The following is a 14,344-nucleotide window of genomic DNA, read 5'->3' on the forward strand; positions in this document are numbered from 1 at the left end:
TTCAGGCCTGCGGCGTTCGTCTGTTGCGTGCTGAAGCCGAAACAGCGTCTGTTTACTGGCCTGCGATGATGTTGGCGATCACACCGGTGGCAATGGCCGCGAGGACGAAGTCGCCGCCCACGCCCACCCACTGGTAGCCGCGGGGCGGCTGCTGCAGGCGGTAAGAGCGCCAGTCCTGCACCACATAGTTGCGGCCACGGTACTCGGGCGGCACGCGGCCACCACGGCGCCATTCGGCGTGCGGCTGCGGGAAGCCGCGGCGATCGAACTGGCGTCCGTCGCGGAAGTCCTGGTTGCCGCGGTAGCCCGGAGGGCCGCCACGGTGGTCGCCATTGGGGCCACGCTGTTCGAAACGGCCATCGCCGCCGGGACCCGGGCGACCGTCGAAGCGGCGGTCTTGCGCAAAGGCGCTCCCCGCGGCCATGCACATTGCAAGCGCCGCGGCGGCAACGGCCATGCTCTTTGAATTGCGGATCATCTGGAACTCCTTCATGCGTTGGTGACGAGTCCATTGTGTGCCCCGCTTGTGTCCGCTTCGGGCACTTCAGGTCGCGGTCAGGTGAAATCAGGTAAGCGCTGGTATCCGGGCGGGGCCTTGTCCTGCACGGCCCGTCAGCGCCGCGCAGGTTCAGCTCATCCGCCCACCGCGCTGTCGGCCGGGTCGGTGTGCGAACGGTCGAGCCTGGCTTCGCGCCCCACCGGTGGCAGGTCGAGCTCGATCAACGCGCCATGCGTGCGCGCCAGGTCGAGCGTGCCGGTCGACTGCGGCTTGCCGGTGTGCAGCACGAGCGCGTACGGGCCCTCGCCGCGCGCAGCAATGCGCTGGGCGAGCGTGTCGCCGCCTTCCCCCCCATTCGCCGCATTCGCCGCGTTCTCGCGCGGCGACGACAGCACGAGCACGCTGCCGCCCAGCGCGATGACCGCCACGCGCACATTGCTGGCCGGCACCGCCACGGGCTCGCCGATGTGCGTGTCCGTGTTGTCGTGTTCAGTGCCGAGCAAGGCGCGGTAGCGCGCCAGCGTGGCGTCGAGGTCGCGCACGGCAATGGCCAGGCTGGCCACGCCGAGTGCGCCGTTGGCATGCACGCGCACCTCGCCTTCGGGCACGCGCAGGGCGCGCGGCGTGAGGTCACCGCACAGGAAGGGCAGGTCGGCCGAGGGCGAGCGCGCCGTTTGCCAGCGCAGGCGTTCGCCGTCGGGGCGCACGCGGCCGCCGTCGAGCGGACCTTCGAGCAGCAGCCCGCGCGCCTTCGCGTCGGCCACGGTGGCGGCGGTGCTGCGCGGCAGCAGCGCGAAGTCGACGATGCCTTCGCCGTGGCGCTGCAGCAGCTGCCACCAGCGTTCGGTGGGCGACGGTTCGCGCCATGCGATCAGCTCGAAGTAGCTGCCGTCGCCGAACACCACCAGCGCGTTGTGCGTGGCGCGGCCCGGATGGTCGCCGCCGCGCACCACGTGGAAGCCGAGCGCGCCGTAGTCGGCGATGGTGCGTTCCAGGTCGTGGACCGCGATGACGATGTGGTCGAGCTTCAAGGACATGTGTGTTTCTCTGTGGGTGGTCTGGACCAGGAAGCGGTGCGCGCGGCATCGCTGCCGCCCAGGTACGCATCGCGGATGCGCGCGTCGGCCAGCAGCTCGCGCGCCGGGCCCGACAGCACGATGCGCCCGGTCTGCAGCACGTAGCCGTGGTGCGCGATCTGCAGCGCCAGGCTGGCGTTCTGCTCGACCATGAACACCGACACGCCCTGCGCGTTGATGCGCGCAATGAGCTCCAGCACCTTGTCGACGTACAGCGGCGACAGGCCCATGGTGGGCTCGTCCATGCAGATGAGCTGCGGGCGGCCCATGAGCGCGCGCGCCATGGCCACCATCTGCTGCTCGCCGCCCGACAGCGTGCCGGCCTGGAACTCGATGCGCTCGGCCACGCGCGGAAAGAGTTCGAGCATGCGCTCGAGGTCTTCGGCCACGGCCCTGCGGTCGCTGCGCGCATAGGCGCCCATCAGCAGGTTCTCGCGCACGGTCATCGCGGGGAACAGGCGGCGGGCCTCGGGCACCGAGCCGATGCCTTGGCGGATGATCTGCGGCGTGCTCAGGCCGAGCGTGGATGCACCGTTGAAGTTCACTTCGCCCGAGCGCGGCTTGAGCAGCCCGAGCACGATCTTCATGGTGGTCGACTTGCCGCTCGCGTTGCCGCCGAGCAGGCTCACGATCTGGCCCTTGCGCACCTCGATGTCGAGGTCGAAGTGGGCCTGCACGGGGCCGTAGAAGCTGTTGATCTTCTTGAGCTGGAGCAGGGGATGTTTCGAGCCGCTGGATGCGGGCGCGGTGGTGCGTTCAGGCAGACCCTCACCCCAACCCTCTCCCCGCTGGGGAGAGGGAGCAAGACCGGAGCGGGCGACGGTGGCGATCATGCGGAGACCGCCTCTGCCTCTGCATGCGTCTGCGTCTGCGTCCGTGCCGTGCCCACATGGCGATGCCCCAGGTACGCCTCGATCACCGCCGGGTCGTTGCGCACTTCGTCGGGCAGGCCTTCGGCGATCTTGCGGCCGTCGTCGAGCACGGCCACGCGGTCGGACAGCTGCATCACCAGGTCGAGCTTGTGCTCGATCAGCAGGATGGTCTGGCCGCGCGCCTTCAGGCCGCGAATGATCTCCAGCATCTCGGCCGTCTCGCTCTCGTTCATGCCCGCGGTGGGTTCGTCGAGCAGCAGCAGGCGCGGCTTGAGCGCCAGTGCCCGTGCGATCTCCACGCGGCGTCGGTTGGCGTACGACAGGCTGTAGGCCGGGTGGTCGACGCGCGGTGCCAGGCGCTCGCCGAAGAGCGCGATGATCTCGCGCGCTTCTTCGCGCAGGGCCTGTTCCTCGCGGCGCACGGCGCCGGGCTGCAGCAGCGCCAGCGCGAGCTCGGCCAACGCGCCCAGGCCCGGCATGCCGCCCACGCGCGGTTTCACGGCGCGCAGCCGCGTGTGCGCGCCCACCAGCACGTTGTCGAGCACCGAGAGGTTCGCGAACACGCGCCCATGCTGGAAGGTGCGCGCCAGGCCGCGCTGCGCGAGCTGCTGCGCCGGCAGGCCGGTGATGTCCTGCCCGTCGAACAGCACCTGCCCTTCGTCGGGCCGGTCGAGCCCGGTCACCAGGTTGAACAGCGTGGTCTTGCCCGCGCCGTTCGGCCCGATCACGCTGAGCAGTTCACCCTCGCGCACGTGCAGGTCCACGGCGTTGACGGCCGTGAGCCCGCCGAAGCGGCGCACGAGGCCGCGGATCTCAAGCAGCGAGGGCATCGGCGGTTTGATCCACGGTGCGGGCCTTCGAGTTGACGAGCTTCACCTCGGCGCGGATGGTCTGCGGGTTGCGCAGCAGGTTGAGGATGGGGCAGTTGCGCTCCACCGCCTCGAACAGCGCGTCGATCTCCTCGCGGCTCGCGGGCGAATCGATGTGCACCGTGTAGCCGATCTCGTGCGGCCAGATGGGCGTCTGCTCGTGGCCCGGCTTGCCACCGCGCGGATCGATGACGCCCGTGACTTCCACTTCGAGGCTCTCGAGCGGCACCTGGCGCTCGGCCGCATGGATCAGGAAGATGTGCGTGACGCAGGTGCCCAGCACGCCCAGCTGCAGCTCGGGCGAACTGGGCCCGAGGTTGTAGCCCGCGAAATCGGGCGGGCTGTCGCTGATGACCTGGTGCTCGCGGATGCGCAGGCGGCGCACGCCGCTGCGGCCCTCGGCCTTGACGCTGGCCTTCAGTTGCGCGGGCTTGGCGGTGCCTGCTTCGACAGCGGCATTGCGTGCCAGCACGGCGGCGCGTTTCTCGGCGAGGTAGTCGTTCAGGTGGCTCATGGTGTGGTTCTTTCAGACAGTGCCCAGCAGGCCTTGCGGGCGGAAGCGAATCAACAGAAGCAGCGCAACGCCGTAGATCAGCATGCGGTACTCGGCCGTCACGCGGAACAGCTCCGGCAGGCTCACCAGCGCCACCGCGCCGAGCAGCGCGCCGCTGATGTTCCCCAGGCCGCCGAGGATCACCATCGTCAGCGCGAGGATCGAGATCTGCGAGCCGAAGGTCTCGTGGTTGATGTACGAGTACATGTGCGCGGTGAAGGCGCCGCTCACGCCGGCCGCGAAGCCGCCGAAGCCGAAGGCCAGCGCCTTGTAGCGGTCGGGGCTCACGCCATAGGCACGCGCGGCCACCTCGTCTTCGCGCACCGCGCGGAAGGTGCGGCCCAGGTGCGAGCGCAGCAGACGCCACTGCAGCAGGGCCAGCAGCACCATCGCACCGAACGAGGCCCAGTAGATGGCCTCGTTCGACGAGGCGTCGCGCCCGAACAGCGACAGCGGCGGAATGCCCGACACGCCGATGGGCCCGTGCGTGAGGCTTTCCCAGTTGAGGATGGTGAGCGCCACGATCTCGCCGATGCCGAGCGTGGCGATCGACACGTAGTGGCCGCGCAGCCTGAAGGCCGGGAAGATCAGCGCGGTGCCGATCAGCGACGTGAGAATGCCCGCCCCCACGATGCCCGTGCCCACCGGCAGGTGCAGGTCGAGCACCAGCAGCGACGAGGCATACGCGCCGATGGCCAGCAGCCCCGCATGGCCCAGCGAAATCTGCCCGATGGTGCCGGCGACCAGCGTGAGGCTCAACGCGAGCGCACCGTAGAGCCATGCGTTGGTGAGCGTCTGCAGCAGGTAGGGCGACGGATCGAACAGCGGCAACGCCACCGCCGCCGCGGCAAGCGCCACGAGCACCCGCGGCGGCACATGCCATGGCTTGCTCGGCGCGATGAAGGTCCCCGTGAGCGGCTCCGGTGGCAACGCACGCTTGCGGCCGAACAGCCCGTTGGGCTTCCACACCAGAATGACCAGCAGCAGCGCGAAGGCGAACAGGTTGCGGTACGGCGTGCCGAGGATCGCCACGCCGTAGCTCTCGATCAGCCCCAGCAGCAGGCTGCCGACGATGGCACCGGGCACGTTGCCCACGCCGCCGACCACCGTGGCCACCACGCCCTTGAGCGTGGCCTGGAAGCTCATCGCCGGGCTGATGTTGTTGTAGTACATGCCCACCAGCAGGCCCGAGAGCCCGCCCAGCGCGGCGGCGATGGCGAACACGGTCTGGTTCACGCGGTCGACGTCCACGCCCATCTGCTGCGCGGCGTCGCGGTCCTGCGCGGTGGCGCGCACGGCCCAGCCGAGCCTGGTGAAACGCAGGAAGCCGAACAGCACGGCCGCGCTCGTGATGCCGATGCCCGCAATGAGCAGGTCGAGCGCGCCGATGGTGCCGGTGCCGATCTGCAGGCGCCAGTCGGGCAGCTGCGTGGGCAGCGAGCGCGGGTCGGGGCTGAACACCAGCTGCACCAGGATGTCGAGCACGAAGCTGATGCCGATGGTGGCCAGCAGCGGCGCGATGCGTGCCGCGCCCTGCAGGGGGCGCAGGCCCACGCGCTCGATGAGCATGCCCAGCGCGCCGGAGCCCAGCACCACCAGCAGGATGGTGACGGGCAGCGGCGTGTGCAGGTAGGTGATGCTGGCCCAGCCGATGTACGCGCCCACCGTGTACACCGAGCCGTGCGCGAAGTTGATGAGGTGCGACACACCGAATATCAGCGCGAGGCCCACCGCCAGCAACGCGTAGATGTTGCCGATGATCAGGCCGTTGACGGTGTAGTCGAAGAAGGAGGTGAAGCTCATGCGGTGCTGCCTGCCTTGCTCCCTCTCCCTCTGGGAGAGGGTTGGGGTGAGGGCACGCGGCCATCAACGCCGCGCGATGTTGCGAGGCCGACTGCCCTCACCCTAGCCCTCTCCCAGAGGGAGAGGGAACAACGCCAAGACCCGGTCATTTCGTGGAGGCCACGGCCGCCTTCTCGTCCAGCTGCGCCCACTTGCCGTCCTTCACCACCAGGTTCACGCTCTTCACGCCGACCACGCGGCGCGTCTGCGCATCGAAGTTGGCCTTGCCGAAGATCACGCTCGGCACGTCCTTGATCTTGTAGAACGCATCGCGCACCGCCTTGCGGTCGGCCTTGGGGCCGGCCTGGCGCAGCGCTGCCGCGGCGTACACCACCGCGTCGTACGCGTAGGCGTTGAACGCATCGGGCTCCTTGTTGTACTTGGCGCGGAAGCTCTTCACGAAGTCCTGCACCTCGGTGCGCGGCTCCTCGGGATAGAAGGCCGTGTTGGTGTGGATGCCGTTGACCGCCGCGCCGCCGAGCTCGATGAACTTGGGCGAATACACCGAGCCCACCGCCGCGATCGGCTGCTTCAGCCCCACGCTGCGCACCTGGCCCGCGATGAGCGCGCCGTCGGGGTAGTAGGAGATGAGCACCAGCCCGTCGGGGTTGGCGTCGCGCACGCGCACCAGCGTCGAGCGGAAGTCCTTCTCGTCGGGCTGGTAGCCCTCTGCAATGGCGAGCTGCGCGCCGCGCTCCTGCGCGGCCTTCACCAGCACGTCCTTGCTGGTGCGGCCCCAGTCGGTGTTGAGGTACAGCACCGCGATGCGCTTGAAGCCCAGCGTCTTCACCGCGAGCTCGGCCAGCAGCGGCTGCGCGTCGGCCTGGCTGATGGAAGGGCTCCAGATGTAGTCGCCGCCCTTGGTGAAGTCGGGGTGCGAATTGGTGAAGCCCAGCTGCACCAGGCCCGCGCGCTGGTAGATGGGCGAGGCGGCCATCGATGCCGGGCTGGAGAAGTCACCCAGCTCGATGAGCACGCGCTTGTCGTTCACCAGCTTCTGCGCAATGGCCACCGACTGGCGCGGATCGCTCTGGCTGTCCTCGAAGTTGTAGGCCAGCGGGCGGCCCAGGATGCCGCCCTGCGCGTTGATGTGGTCGAGCGCCAGGTCGAAGCCCGCCTTCCACTGCGCGCCGTACTGCGCGTTCTGTCCGGTGAGCGGCCCGCTCACGCCGAACCACACGGGCTCGCCGGTGGCGGGTGCGGCCCAGGCCGAGAGAGGCGCCACCAGCAAGGCGGTAGAGAGAGCTGCCACGTGGCGCAGGAAGCGGTGGCGAGTGAGAAGCGTCGTAGGCGTGGGCATGGTGTCGAACCCCGTGATGAATGAACGTGCAGGGCCGCGATTCTTCGCCTGCACCCTGCGCCGGGGAACGAACAAAAACGGGGAGGCTTATGCGCTTTCCGCGCAAAGGGGCAAGCGCCTGCGCGCCTTGCGGCTGCGTTTATGCTGCGCGCCACATGAAGCGACGACACCTCCTCCACCTGGGGACCTGCGTGCCCGCCCTGGCCCTTTTGTCGGCCTGCGGCAAGCGCAAGCCCGCCATCGCCGCGCTGAAGTCCGATGCCCGCGTGCTGGCCATCGGCGACAGCCTGACCCATGGCTACGGCGCAACGCCCGAGGCGGCGTGGCCCGTGAAACTCGGCGAGTTCACGGGCTGGCAGGTCGACAACGAGGGCGTCAACGGCGACACCTCCGAGGGCGCACTGCAGCGGTTGCCCGCGCTGCTGAACGCGCGCGCCTACGACGCCATCCTGATCGGCATCGGCGGCAACGACATGCTGCGCGGCGTGTCGGCCACGGCCACGCGCGACAACCTCGCGGCGCTGATCACGCAGGCGCGTGCGCACACGCCTTACGTCGCCGTGCTGGCCACGCCCGCGCCCGATGCGATGCGCGCGGCGGTCGGTTCGCTCAGCGACGCGCCGTTCTACGAAGAGGTGGCGAAATCGCAGCAGGCGTTGCTGGTGCCCAATGTGTATTCGAGCGTGCTGTCGGACGCGTCGCTGCGCTCCGACCGCATTCATGCCAATGCACGAGGCTATGAAAAGGTCGCGCAGCTGCTGGCGGACCAGCTCAAGGCCGCGGGCTGGCGCTGATTGATCAGGCGCTAATTGATCAGGCGCTGCTGATCGGGGCGTTCAGCAGGTCGACGTAGGCGCCCTGCACCAGCTGGTCGGCGCCCACGCCCAGCCGTGCCATGAGCGCGTGCGCTTCGGCCGTGCCGGCCTCTGCGGACTCGCCCTCTTCCAGCACCACTTCGAGTTCGAGGAACTCACCCAGGCCTTCGACGCGGTCGAGGTGCACACGCGTGCGGCCGGCGATGAACAACCGTCGCTGCTTGCGCACGCGCCCGGCCTGGCCCCAAGCGAGCGAGAGCGATTCGCGCAGCACGTCGGGCGTGGTGCAGGGCGTGATCAGGTAGAACGATTCCTTCGGCCCGCTGCTGTTGGCGCGGCGGTAGAAGATCAGCTCGGCGCGGTCGTGCGCGAAGGTGCGCAGCTTGAGGCGGTCTGCGCTGTCGTTGCAGCGGAAGAAGGTGTCGTCCTGCGCAATCTCGATGGGGCCCTGGTCGGCCAGCGTTGCTGCGATGGTTGCAACGCGGTCCACGCTGTCGATGCGGGCCTTGATCTCGATGTTTCTTGGCATGCCTGTTCCTCTTCATGAGTTGCCGATGTTCGGCGGTCTCCTGTCCAGGGCGTGTGAACAGGCCGCCGGGTACTTCCCTCCGCGAATGTCCCCCGGGGCTGCGCCCCTCCTCCTTTATTTCGCTGCGGGAAGCACCCGACGCCCTGTTCACTTGGGCACGCTGTCGGTGAACGGCCGATCAACCACGGCTCTGAACACGCTCACGCCGATGGGGTGCCTTGCGCAGCGAAATAAAGGAGGAGGCCGCAGGCCGGGGGACATTCGCGGAGCAAGGTACCCCGTCGGCGTGAGCGCACCCCGAACTGCCCCCCGAGTGCACCGAGATCAGGGCGCGTTGCCCTGCGGCCCCACGGCCGGTGGGCGCGCACGCCCGCCGGACCCAGGCGACAGCTTGCGACCGAAGGCTTCGCCCACGTTGCGCACGGGTCGGCTCGCCTTCTCCGACACGTTGTTCACACCGCGTCGCGTGGCGGCGTCCGCACGGTTGACGCCACGGCCCGCGGCGTTGGTGCCGCGCTGCACGCTGCCCACGACCTTGCCGCTGCGCGAGGGCGACTTGAGGGTGTGGGCCCGCTGGGCCTGGGGTGGGTTGTCGGCACTTTGCGCCTGCGCGCCAACGGGCAACCACAGCGCTGCAACCATCGCTGCGGTGAGCGACGCGTGCAAGGTGTTCGGGAATTTCATGGGGCCTCCTGGGTGTCGGCTTCTGCCTCGGCCGCGCGCGCCATGCGCTCGCTCTTCCAGTACACGTCGTCGCCGCCGTCCATGCGGTTGAGCACGCGCGCCAGCACGAAGAGCAGGTCGCTGAGCCGGTTGAGGTATTGCCGCAGCGCATCGTTGAGCTGTTCGTTCGCACCCAGCGCAACCACCGCACGTTCGGCCCGGCGCGCCACCGTGCGGCACACATGCGCGAGCGACGCGGCGCGCGTGCCTGCCGGCAGGATGAACTCGGCCAGGCGCGGCAAGGCGGCGTTGTGCTCGGCCAGCGCGTTGTCCAGCTGCAGCAGCGCCTCGGCCTTCAGCAGCGTGAAGCCCGGCATCGACAGCTCGCCGCCCAGGTTGAAGAGCTGGTGCTGCACGTCGACCAGCAGTTCGCGCACGGGCTCTGGCAGGGGCTCGCACAGCAGCACGCCGATGTTGGAGTTGAGCTCGTCCACGTCGCCCATCGCATGCACGCGCAGATGGTCCTTGGGCACGCGCGTGTTGTCGCCGAGGCCGGTGGTGCCGTCGTCGCCCGTGCGGGTGGCGATCTGTGAGAGTCGGTTGCCCATTGGAGGCTCCTGAAGGGGTTAGGCGCCGACGGTGGAAGCGTCGATCTTGCCGGCCAGCCACTGCAGGCCTGCAAGATGCTGCTGGTCGTGGCTGCAAAGGTAGTGAATGAGGCTGCGCATCGTGAGCGGGCCGTAGCCCTCGAACACGGCCGTGCGCTGCAGTTGGGCGTCGCTCAGGCTGGAGACGATTTCCATCGTCTGGATGCGCGCCATGCGGAAGTCGGTCAGCACCCGGGCCGCATCGGCCGTGCCGTAGCCGCGCTCGACGGCCAGCGGCTCGCTGTCGATGGAGGCCAGTGTCGGATGGGCTTCCGCCAGCGTGCGGCGAAAGCGCACGTGGTAGCCCTCGATCTCGATGTCGCGCACATGGCAGAGCTGCTCGATGGCGGTGAAGGCCTCGCTGGGCACGCCCTCCCACGAAGGCGGCGTCCAGTGCCTGTAGGCGGCGGGAATGGCCGCATAGTGGGCCTCCAGTTGCGACGGGAAGGCCGCGAGAGCGCTGAGGGTCGTAGGGTTCATGTTTTTTCCGAAGCGCATTATGGTGCGCGCTCCGTAAAATGGCCCCTCCCCGCTTGATCCCGAACCCTCTCACCCTGCCAGGAGACGCCCGATGAACGCCCCGACCCAAACCTCGCACCTGATGCCGGAGCTTCATCTGCGCGACGTCCCTGCCGCACTCATCGACGGCCTGAAGACGCGCTTCGGCGCCAACTGTTCCACGGCCATGGCGGTGCGCACGCAGCACGGGCGCGACGAATCGTCGTTCGACGCACCGCCACCCTCGGCCGTGGTGTTCGCCGAAAGCACGCAGGACGTGGCCGATGCCGTCAAGCTCGCGAGCGAGCACAGCGTGCCGGTCATTCCCTACGGCGCGGGTTCGTCGCTCGAGGGCCACCTGCTGGCGGTGCAAGGCGGCATCAGCATCGATGTGTCGCGCATGAACAAGGTGCTGTCGATCAACGCCGACGACCTCACGGTGACGGTGCAGCCGGGCGTCACGCGCAAGCAGCTCAACGAAGAGATCAAGAGCACGGGCCTGTTCTTCCCCATCGACCCGGGCGCGGACGCCTCCATCGGCGGCATGACGGCCACGCGCGCCAGCGGCACGAACGCGGTGCGCTACGGCACCATGCGCGAGAACGTGCTGGCGCTCGAAGTGGTCACCGCCAGCGGCGAGGTCATTCGCACCGGCACGCGCGCGAAGAAGTCGTCCGCCGGCTACGACCTCACGCGCCTCATGGTGGGCAGCGAAGGCACGCTGGGCGTGGTCACCGAGATCACGCTGCGCATCTACCCGCTGCCCGAGGCGGTGTCGGCCGCCATCTGCTCGTTCCCGAGCATCGAGGCCGCCGTGCGCACCACCATCGAGACCATCCAGCTGGGCGTGCCGATTGCGCGCGTGGAGCTCATCGACGTGAACACGGTGCGCATGGTGAACGCCTACGCCAAGCTCGACCTGCGCGAAGAGCCGATGCTGCTGATGGAATTCCACGGCTCGCCCGCCGGCGTGAAGGAACAGGCCGAGACGGTGCAGGAGCTCGCCAGCGGCCACGGCGGCAATGCCTTCGAATGGGCCAGCACGCCCGAAGAACGCACGCGCCTGTGGACCGCGCGGCACAACAGCTACTTCGCGGCCGTGCAGTCGCGCCCGGGCTGCCGCGTGATCTCCACCGACACCTGCGTGCCCATCTCGCGCCTGGCCGACTGCCTGCTCGACTCGGTGGCCGAGGCCGATGCCAGCGGCATCCCCTACTTCCTCGTCGGCCACGTGGGCGACGGCAACTTCCACTTCGGCTACCTGCTCGACCCGAACATTCCCGAAGAGCGCGTGAAGGCCGAGGAACTCAACCATGCGCTGGTGAGCCGCGCGCTGGCGCTCGAAGGCACCTGCACCGGCGAGCACGGCGTGGGCCTGCACAAGATGGACTTCCTGGTGACCGAGGCCGGTGCCGGCGCCATCGACATGATGCGCACCATCAAGCGCGCGCTGGACCCGAAGAACATCATGAACCCGGGCAAGATCTTCGCGCTCTGAGCCGGCTCGGCCCGCTCAGGCGCCACGATAAAAAAAGCCCGGTGGCTCGTGAGAGCCACCGGGCTTTCTGCTTTGCAGTTGCCGTGCTTGCTGGTTGCTTTTGTTTATTGGTTGCTGTTGCTGCGTCGACGCGCCGGTGCCTTCTCTGCGGGCACGTAGGTTTGCGACGGTGCCGCGCCGCCGTCCACGCCCAGGCGCCCGCCGCCGCCGAGGCCCTGGCCGCGAACTGTCTGCGCCTTGTAGTTGCGCAGCGAACGAACCATCTGGTTGAAGGCGTCCATGAACGCGGCGGCAATCACTTTGCCCTGCGCCGTGTTGGTGTAGCCGCCGACGCCGCCAGCGCCGCCGCGGCCGGCCAGCGCACCGAAGGCGCCGAAGTCGGTCTTGGAGGCGCTGCCTTCGGCGGCCGCCACCTGCACGCCCGAGCGGTTGTCGATGAGAGTCAGCAGCGCGCTGGCTTCCTTGGTCTGCATGCTGCCGCCGAGCTGGGCCAGCGCACGGCCGCGGCCGCCACCCACCAGGCCGCCGAGCGCGCCGCCGATGCCGCCGGCATCGCTGTTGCTGAAGACGATTTCAGGAGACAGGCCGTAGTCGGACGCCACCATCTGGCCGCGGCCGAAGTTGCTGCCGCCGCGCATTTCGCCCGACTGCTGCAGCGCGCGCTCGCGCGTCATGGCGTTCATGCCGGCCGCGCCGCGTTCCACGACGACGAAGCAGTTCGACTGTTGCACCAGCAAGCGCAGCAGGTTGGCGGTGGGCGGCAGCTTGTATTCGCCGGTGAGCACGGTGTACCAACCCGCGCTCTGGTTCTCGATCAGCGAGACCGTGCCGAGCGGCGATTCGCAACGCTCGAGCTGGCTGCTTTCGCCGGAGGTGGCACCGCCGGCCGCGCTGCCGGTGGCCATGGTCTTGGCCGACTGGCTGCCCATCTGCATGTCGGTGGCCGCGCAACCGGTGAGAAAAAAGGCGCCCGCGGCAATGGCCGCAAGCGGGAACTTGGTGAGCTGCATGGGTGGACTCCCTCTGTGTTCAGAGATATTAGTTAACAAATTCAGTCGCGAAGGATACGCGCAAAGGATTGCACTGATCAACCAAACGAATGCCCGACTCTGCGTTCACACCACAGGCCATTCGGAGGATGCCGCCCGTTCAGGCCGCCGTTCGGCGGATGCGCTCGATCAGTCCGTTGAGCGCATCGATGGAGCCGAAGTGAATGACCAGCTCGCCGCTTTCGCCGCGCTTGGTGCGCTTCTTGATGCGCACCTCGACCTCGGCGGTCAACAGGTCGGCGAGTTCTTCTTCCACGCGCTGCAGGTCGCGCGACTTCTCGCCGTCGTTGCTGCGCCGCGAAGGCGTGAGCGTGAACTCGGCCGCGAGCTTCTTCACCAGCGCCTCGGCCTCGCGCACCGACATCTTCCTGGCCGCGATCTGGTTGGCCGCGGTGATCTGCGTGCCGCGGTCCAGCGACAGCAGCGCGCGCGCGTGGCCCATGTCGATGTCGCCGGCCATCAGCATCTGCTGCGCGGGCTCGGCCAGGTTCAGCAGGCGCAGCAGGTTGCTGGCGGCGCTGCGCGAACGGCCCACGGCCTGTGCCGCCTGCTCGTGCGTGAGGCCGAACTCGTTCACCAGGCGCTGCAGGCCTTGCGCCTCTTCCAGCGGGTTGAGGTCTTCGCGCTGGATGTTCTCGATGAGCGACATCGCCGCCGCGGCTTCGTTGGGCACGTCGCGCACCAGCACCGGCACGCTGTCCAGGCCCGCGAGCTTGGCGGCCCGGAAGCGCCGCTCGCCCGCGATGATTTCGTACTCGGCGTTCTTGGCGGCGGCCGATTCGGCGTCGAGCCGGCGCACCAGGATCGGCTGCATGATGCCCTGCACCTTGATGCTCTCGGCCAGCTCGTACAGCGCGCCCTCGTCCATGCGCGTGCGCGGCTGGTAGACGCCCGCGACCATCTGGTCGAGCATCAGCGTGTTCGGATTGCGCTGCGCGCCACCGTCTTGCGAGCCCGGGGTGCCGTCGCCGTTGCCGTGGTCGGCCGCCGGCGCGGCGGTGGGGCCGAGCAAGGCTTCGAGGCCGCGGCCCAGGCCCTTGGGTTTCTTGGTCGCCATCAGTCGGTGTCTTTCGAGATTTCGTTCAATAGGTGCCGGCCTTCGGGCCAGTCGCCCAGGCCGGATTCGGCATTCAGGTGGCCGGCCGGGCCGGCGTCGACGAAGCGGGCGCCCCAGTCATGGGCGAGCTGCCGGGAGCGCGCGGCGTCGCAGTACGGGTCGTCGTTGGCGGCGACCAGCACTGCGGGAAACGGCAGAGGCTGGCGCACGATGGGCGCCCAGCCGGGAATCAGCTGGCGCAGGTCGTCGCGCTCCAGGTCCCCGGGCGCGACCAGCAAGGCGCCGCGCACCTTGTGCGTGTGGCGCGAATGCGCGGCCCAGGAGGCGACCAGGATGCAGCCCAGGCTGTGTGCCGCGAAGACCACCGGGCCCGGCGCGGCCAGCACGGCCTCCTCGAGCTGGATCGACCAGTCGCCGCGCAACGGGCGCATCCACTCGTGCTGCTCGACGCGCTGGTCGCCGTACGCCGACTCCCAGCGGGTTTGCCAATGCCCTGGGCCGCTGTTCTGCCAACCGGGCAGGAGCAGGATGCGGGGCGCCGTCATTTGCTATTACTTTGATAGCAACACACGTAGAC

At 68.8% G+C, this 14,344-nt stretch carries 16 protein-coding genes; 2 read left to right on the forward strand and 14 right to left on the reverse strand.

The window, feature by feature from the left end; translation table 11 throughout:
* Positions 1-52 precede the first annotated feature (52 nt).
* The 7 genes from ACSFBM_RS23735 to ACSFBM_RS23765 form a co-directional block, all read right to left on the reverse strand.
* Complete coding sequence (locus ACSFBM_RS23735; RefSeq protein WP_435486571.1) at positions 53-478, reverse strand: RcnB family protein; 426 nt, start codon at positions 476-478, stop codon at positions 53-55.
* 155 nt (positions 479-633) lie between these two features.
* The gene (locus ACSFBM_RS23740; RefSeq protein ID WP_435486572.1) at positions 634-1,536 is read right to left on the reverse strand and encodes a VOC family protein; all 903 of its coding nucleotides are present in this window, start codon (positions 1,534-1,536) and stop codon (positions 634-636) included.
* Entirely contained in the window at positions 1,527-2,408 is an 882-nt protein-coding gene (locus tag ACSFBM_RS23745; RefSeq protein ID WP_435486573.1) for an ABC transporter ATP-binding protein, read from the reverse strand. Before ACSFBM_RS23745 ends, ACSFBM_RS23740 begins: the two co-directional genes overlap by 10 nt.
* Positions 2,405-3,277 (reverse strand): ABC transporter ATP-binding protein, encoded by an 873-nt coding sequence (locus tag ACSFBM_RS23750; protein ID WP_435486574.1) that lies wholly within the window; start codon positions 3,275-3,277, stop codon positions 2,405-2,407. The genes ACSFBM_RS23745 and ACSFBM_RS23750 overlap by 4 nt, the downstream gene beginning before the upstream one ends.
* Positions 3,261-3,830, reverse strand: coding sequence for an OsmC family protein (locus ACSFBM_RS23755; protein ID WP_435486575.1), 570 nt, complete (start codon positions 3,828-3,830; stop codon positions 3,261-3,263). The genes ACSFBM_RS23750 and ACSFBM_RS23755 overlap by 17 nt, the downstream gene beginning before the upstream one ends.
* Before the next feature lie 12 nt (positions 3,831-3,842).
* Complete coding sequence (locus ACSFBM_RS23760; RefSeq protein WP_435486576.1) at positions 3,843-5,672, reverse strand: ABC transporter permease; 1,830 nt, start codon at positions 5,670-5,672, stop codon at positions 3,843-3,845.
* 145 nt (positions 5,673-5,817) lie between these two features.
* Positions 5,818-7,011, reverse strand: a complete 1,194-nt coding sequence (locus ACSFBM_RS23765) for an ABC transporter substrate-binding protein (protein ID WP_435486577.1) — start codon at positions 7,009-7,011, stop codon at positions 5,818-5,820.
* A 155-nt stretch (positions 7,012-7,166) separates the two neighbouring features.
* Between ACSFBM_RS23765 and ACSFBM_RS23770 the strand changes: the two genes are divergently transcribed.
* Entirely contained in the window at positions 7,167-7,805 is a 639-nt protein-coding gene (locus tag ACSFBM_RS23770) for a GDSL-type esterase/lipase family protein (protein ID WP_435486578.1), read from the forward strand.
* A 19-nt stretch (positions 7,806-7,824) separates the two neighbouring features.
* On the opposite strand, the gene ACSFBM_RS23775 is transcribed toward ACSFBM_RS23770, so the two are convergent.
* The 4 genes from ACSFBM_RS23775 to ACSFBM_RS23790 all read right to left on the reverse strand — a co-directional run bounded on the left by ACSFBM_RS23775 (position 7,825) and on the right by ACSFBM_RS23790 (position 10,145).
* On the reverse strand, positions 7,825-8,355 hold the full coding sequence (locus ACSFBM_RS23775; protein ID WP_435486579.1) for a class IV adenylate cyclase: 531 nt from the start codon (positions 8,353-8,355) through the stop codon (positions 7,825-7,827).
* Between the two features lie 324 nt (positions 8,356-8,679).
* A complete protein-coding gene (locus ACSFBM_RS23780; protein ID WP_435486580.1) occupies positions 8,680-9,039 on the reverse strand; it encodes a hypothetical protein in 360 nt (119 codons plus the stop codon).
* Complete coding sequence (locus ACSFBM_RS23785; protein WP_435486581.1) at positions 9,036-9,626, reverse strand: cob(I)yrinic acid a,c-diamide adenosyltransferase; 591 nt, start codon at positions 9,624-9,626, stop codon at positions 9,036-9,038. Before ACSFBM_RS23785 ends, ACSFBM_RS23780 begins: the two co-directional genes overlap by 4 nt.
* Positions 9,627-9,644: 18 nt before the next feature.
* A complete protein-coding gene (locus ACSFBM_RS23790; protein WP_435486582.1) occupies positions 9,645-10,145 on the reverse strand; it encodes a DinB family protein in 501 nt (166 codons plus the stop codon).
* A gap of 91 nt (positions 10,146-10,236) precedes the next feature.
* Here ACSFBM_RS23790 and ACSFBM_RS23795 point away from each other — a divergent pair, with 91 nt between their 5' ends.
* Positions 10,237-11,661 carry an FAD-binding oxidoreductase gene (locus ACSFBM_RS23795; protein ID WP_435486583.1) on the forward strand — a complete coding sequence of 475 codons (1,425 nt, stop codon included), beginning with the start codon at positions 10,237-10,239 and terminating at the stop codon, positions 11,659-11,661.
* A gap of 104 nt (positions 11,662-11,765) precedes the next feature.
* Here ACSFBM_RS23795 and ACSFBM_RS23800 read toward each other — a convergent pair whose 3' ends face one another.
* The 3 genes from ACSFBM_RS23800 to ACSFBM_RS23810 all read right to left on the reverse strand — a co-directional run bounded on the left by ACSFBM_RS23800 (position 11,766) and on the right by ACSFBM_RS23810 (position 14,312).
* Positions 11,766-12,671: a CsgG/HfaB family protein gene (locus ACSFBM_RS23800; RefSeq protein WP_435486584.1), complete on the reverse strand. Its 906-nt coding sequence runs from the start codon at positions 12,669-12,671 to the stop codon at positions 11,766-11,768.
* A gap of 139 nt (positions 12,672-12,810) precedes the next feature.
* On the reverse strand, positions 12,811-13,767 hold the full coding sequence (locus tag ACSFBM_RS23805) for a ParB/RepB/Spo0J family partition protein (RefSeq protein WP_435439858.1): 957 nt from the start codon (positions 13,765-13,767) through the stop codon (positions 12,811-12,813).
* Positions 13,767-14,312: an RBBP9/YdeN family alpha/beta hydrolase gene (locus tag ACSFBM_RS23810; RefSeq protein WP_435486585.1), complete on the reverse strand. Its 546-nt coding sequence runs from the start codon at positions 14,310-14,312 to the stop codon at positions 13,767-13,769. Before ACSFBM_RS23810 ends, ACSFBM_RS23805 begins: the two co-directional genes overlap by 1 nt.
* Between the last annotated feature and the right edge of the window lie 32 nt (positions 14,313-14,344).

Source organism: Variovorax pasteuri (assembly GCF_051216435.1).
GTDB lineage: Bacteria > Pseudomonadota > Gammaproteobacteria > Burkholderiales > Burkholderiaceae_C > Variovorax.

What these genes read in the sequence shown, in the direction of transcription:
- ACSFBM_RS23735 (WP_435486571.1), bottom strand. Translation starts at nt 478, where the DNA reads ATGATCCGCAATTCAAAGAGCATGGCCGTTGCCGCCGCGGCGCTTGCA.
- ACSFBM_RS23740 (WP_435486572.1), bottom strand. Translation starts at nt 1,536, where the DNA reads ATGTCCTTGAAGCTCGACCACATCGTCATCGCGGTCCACGACCTGGAA.
- ACSFBM_RS23745 (WP_435486573.1), bottom strand. Translation starts at nt 2,408, where the DNA reads ATGATCGCCACCGTCGCCCGCTCCGGTCTTGCTCCCTCTCCCCAGCGG.
- ACSFBM_RS23750 (WP_435486574.1), bottom strand. Translation starts at nt 3,277, where the DNA reads ATGCCCTCGCTGCTTGAGATCCGCGGCCTCGTGCGCCGCTTCGGCGGG.
- ACSFBM_RS23755 (WP_435486575.1), bottom strand. Translation starts at nt 3,830, where the DNA reads ATGAGCCACCTGAACGACTACCTCGCCGAGAAACGCGCCGCCGTGCTG.
- ACSFBM_RS23760 (WP_435486576.1), bottom strand. Translation starts at nt 5,672, where the DNA reads ATGAGCTTCACCTCCTTCTTCGACTACACCGTCAACGGCCTGATCATC.
- ACSFBM_RS23765 (WP_435486577.1), bottom strand. Translation starts at nt 7,011, where the DNA reads ATGCCCACGCCTACGACGCTTCTCACTCGCCACCGCTTCCTGCGCCAC.
- ACSFBM_RS23770 (WP_435486578.1), top strand. Translation starts at nt 7,167, where the DNA reads ATGAAGCGACGACACCTCCTCCACCTGGGGACCTGCGTGCCCGCCCTG.
- ACSFBM_RS23775 (WP_435486579.1), bottom strand. Translation starts at nt 8,355, where the DNA reads ATGCCAAGAAACATCGAGATCAAGGCCCGCATCGACAGCGTGGACCGC.
- ACSFBM_RS23780 (WP_435486580.1), bottom strand. Translation starts at nt 9,039, where the DNA reads ATGAAATTCCCGAACACCTTGCACGCGTCGCTCACCGCAGCGATGGTT.
- ACSFBM_RS23785 (WP_435486581.1), bottom strand. Translation starts at nt 9,626, where the DNA reads ATGGGCAACCGACTCTCACAGATCGCCACCCGCACGGGCGACGACGGC.
- ACSFBM_RS23790 (WP_435486582.1), bottom strand. Translation starts at nt 10,145, where the DNA reads ATGAACCCTACGACCCTCAGCGCTCTCGCGGCCTTCCCGTCGCAACTG.
- ACSFBM_RS23795 (WP_435486583.1), top strand. Translation starts at nt 10,237, where the DNA reads ATGAACGCCCCGACCCAAACCTCGCACCTGATGCCGGAGCTTCATCTG.
- ACSFBM_RS23800 (WP_435486584.1), bottom strand. Translation starts at nt 12,671, where the DNA reads ATGCAGCTCACCAAGTTCCCGCTTGCGGCCATTGCCGCGGGCGCCTTT.
- ACSFBM_RS23805 (WP_435439858.1), bottom strand. Translation starts at nt 13,767, where the DNA reads ATGGCGACCAAGAAACCCAAGGGCCTGGGCCGCGGCCTCGAAGCCTTG.
- ACSFBM_RS23810 (WP_435486585.1), bottom strand. Translation starts at nt 14,312, where the DNA reads ATGACGGCGCCCCGCATCCTGCTCCTGCCCGGTTGGCAGAACAGCGGC.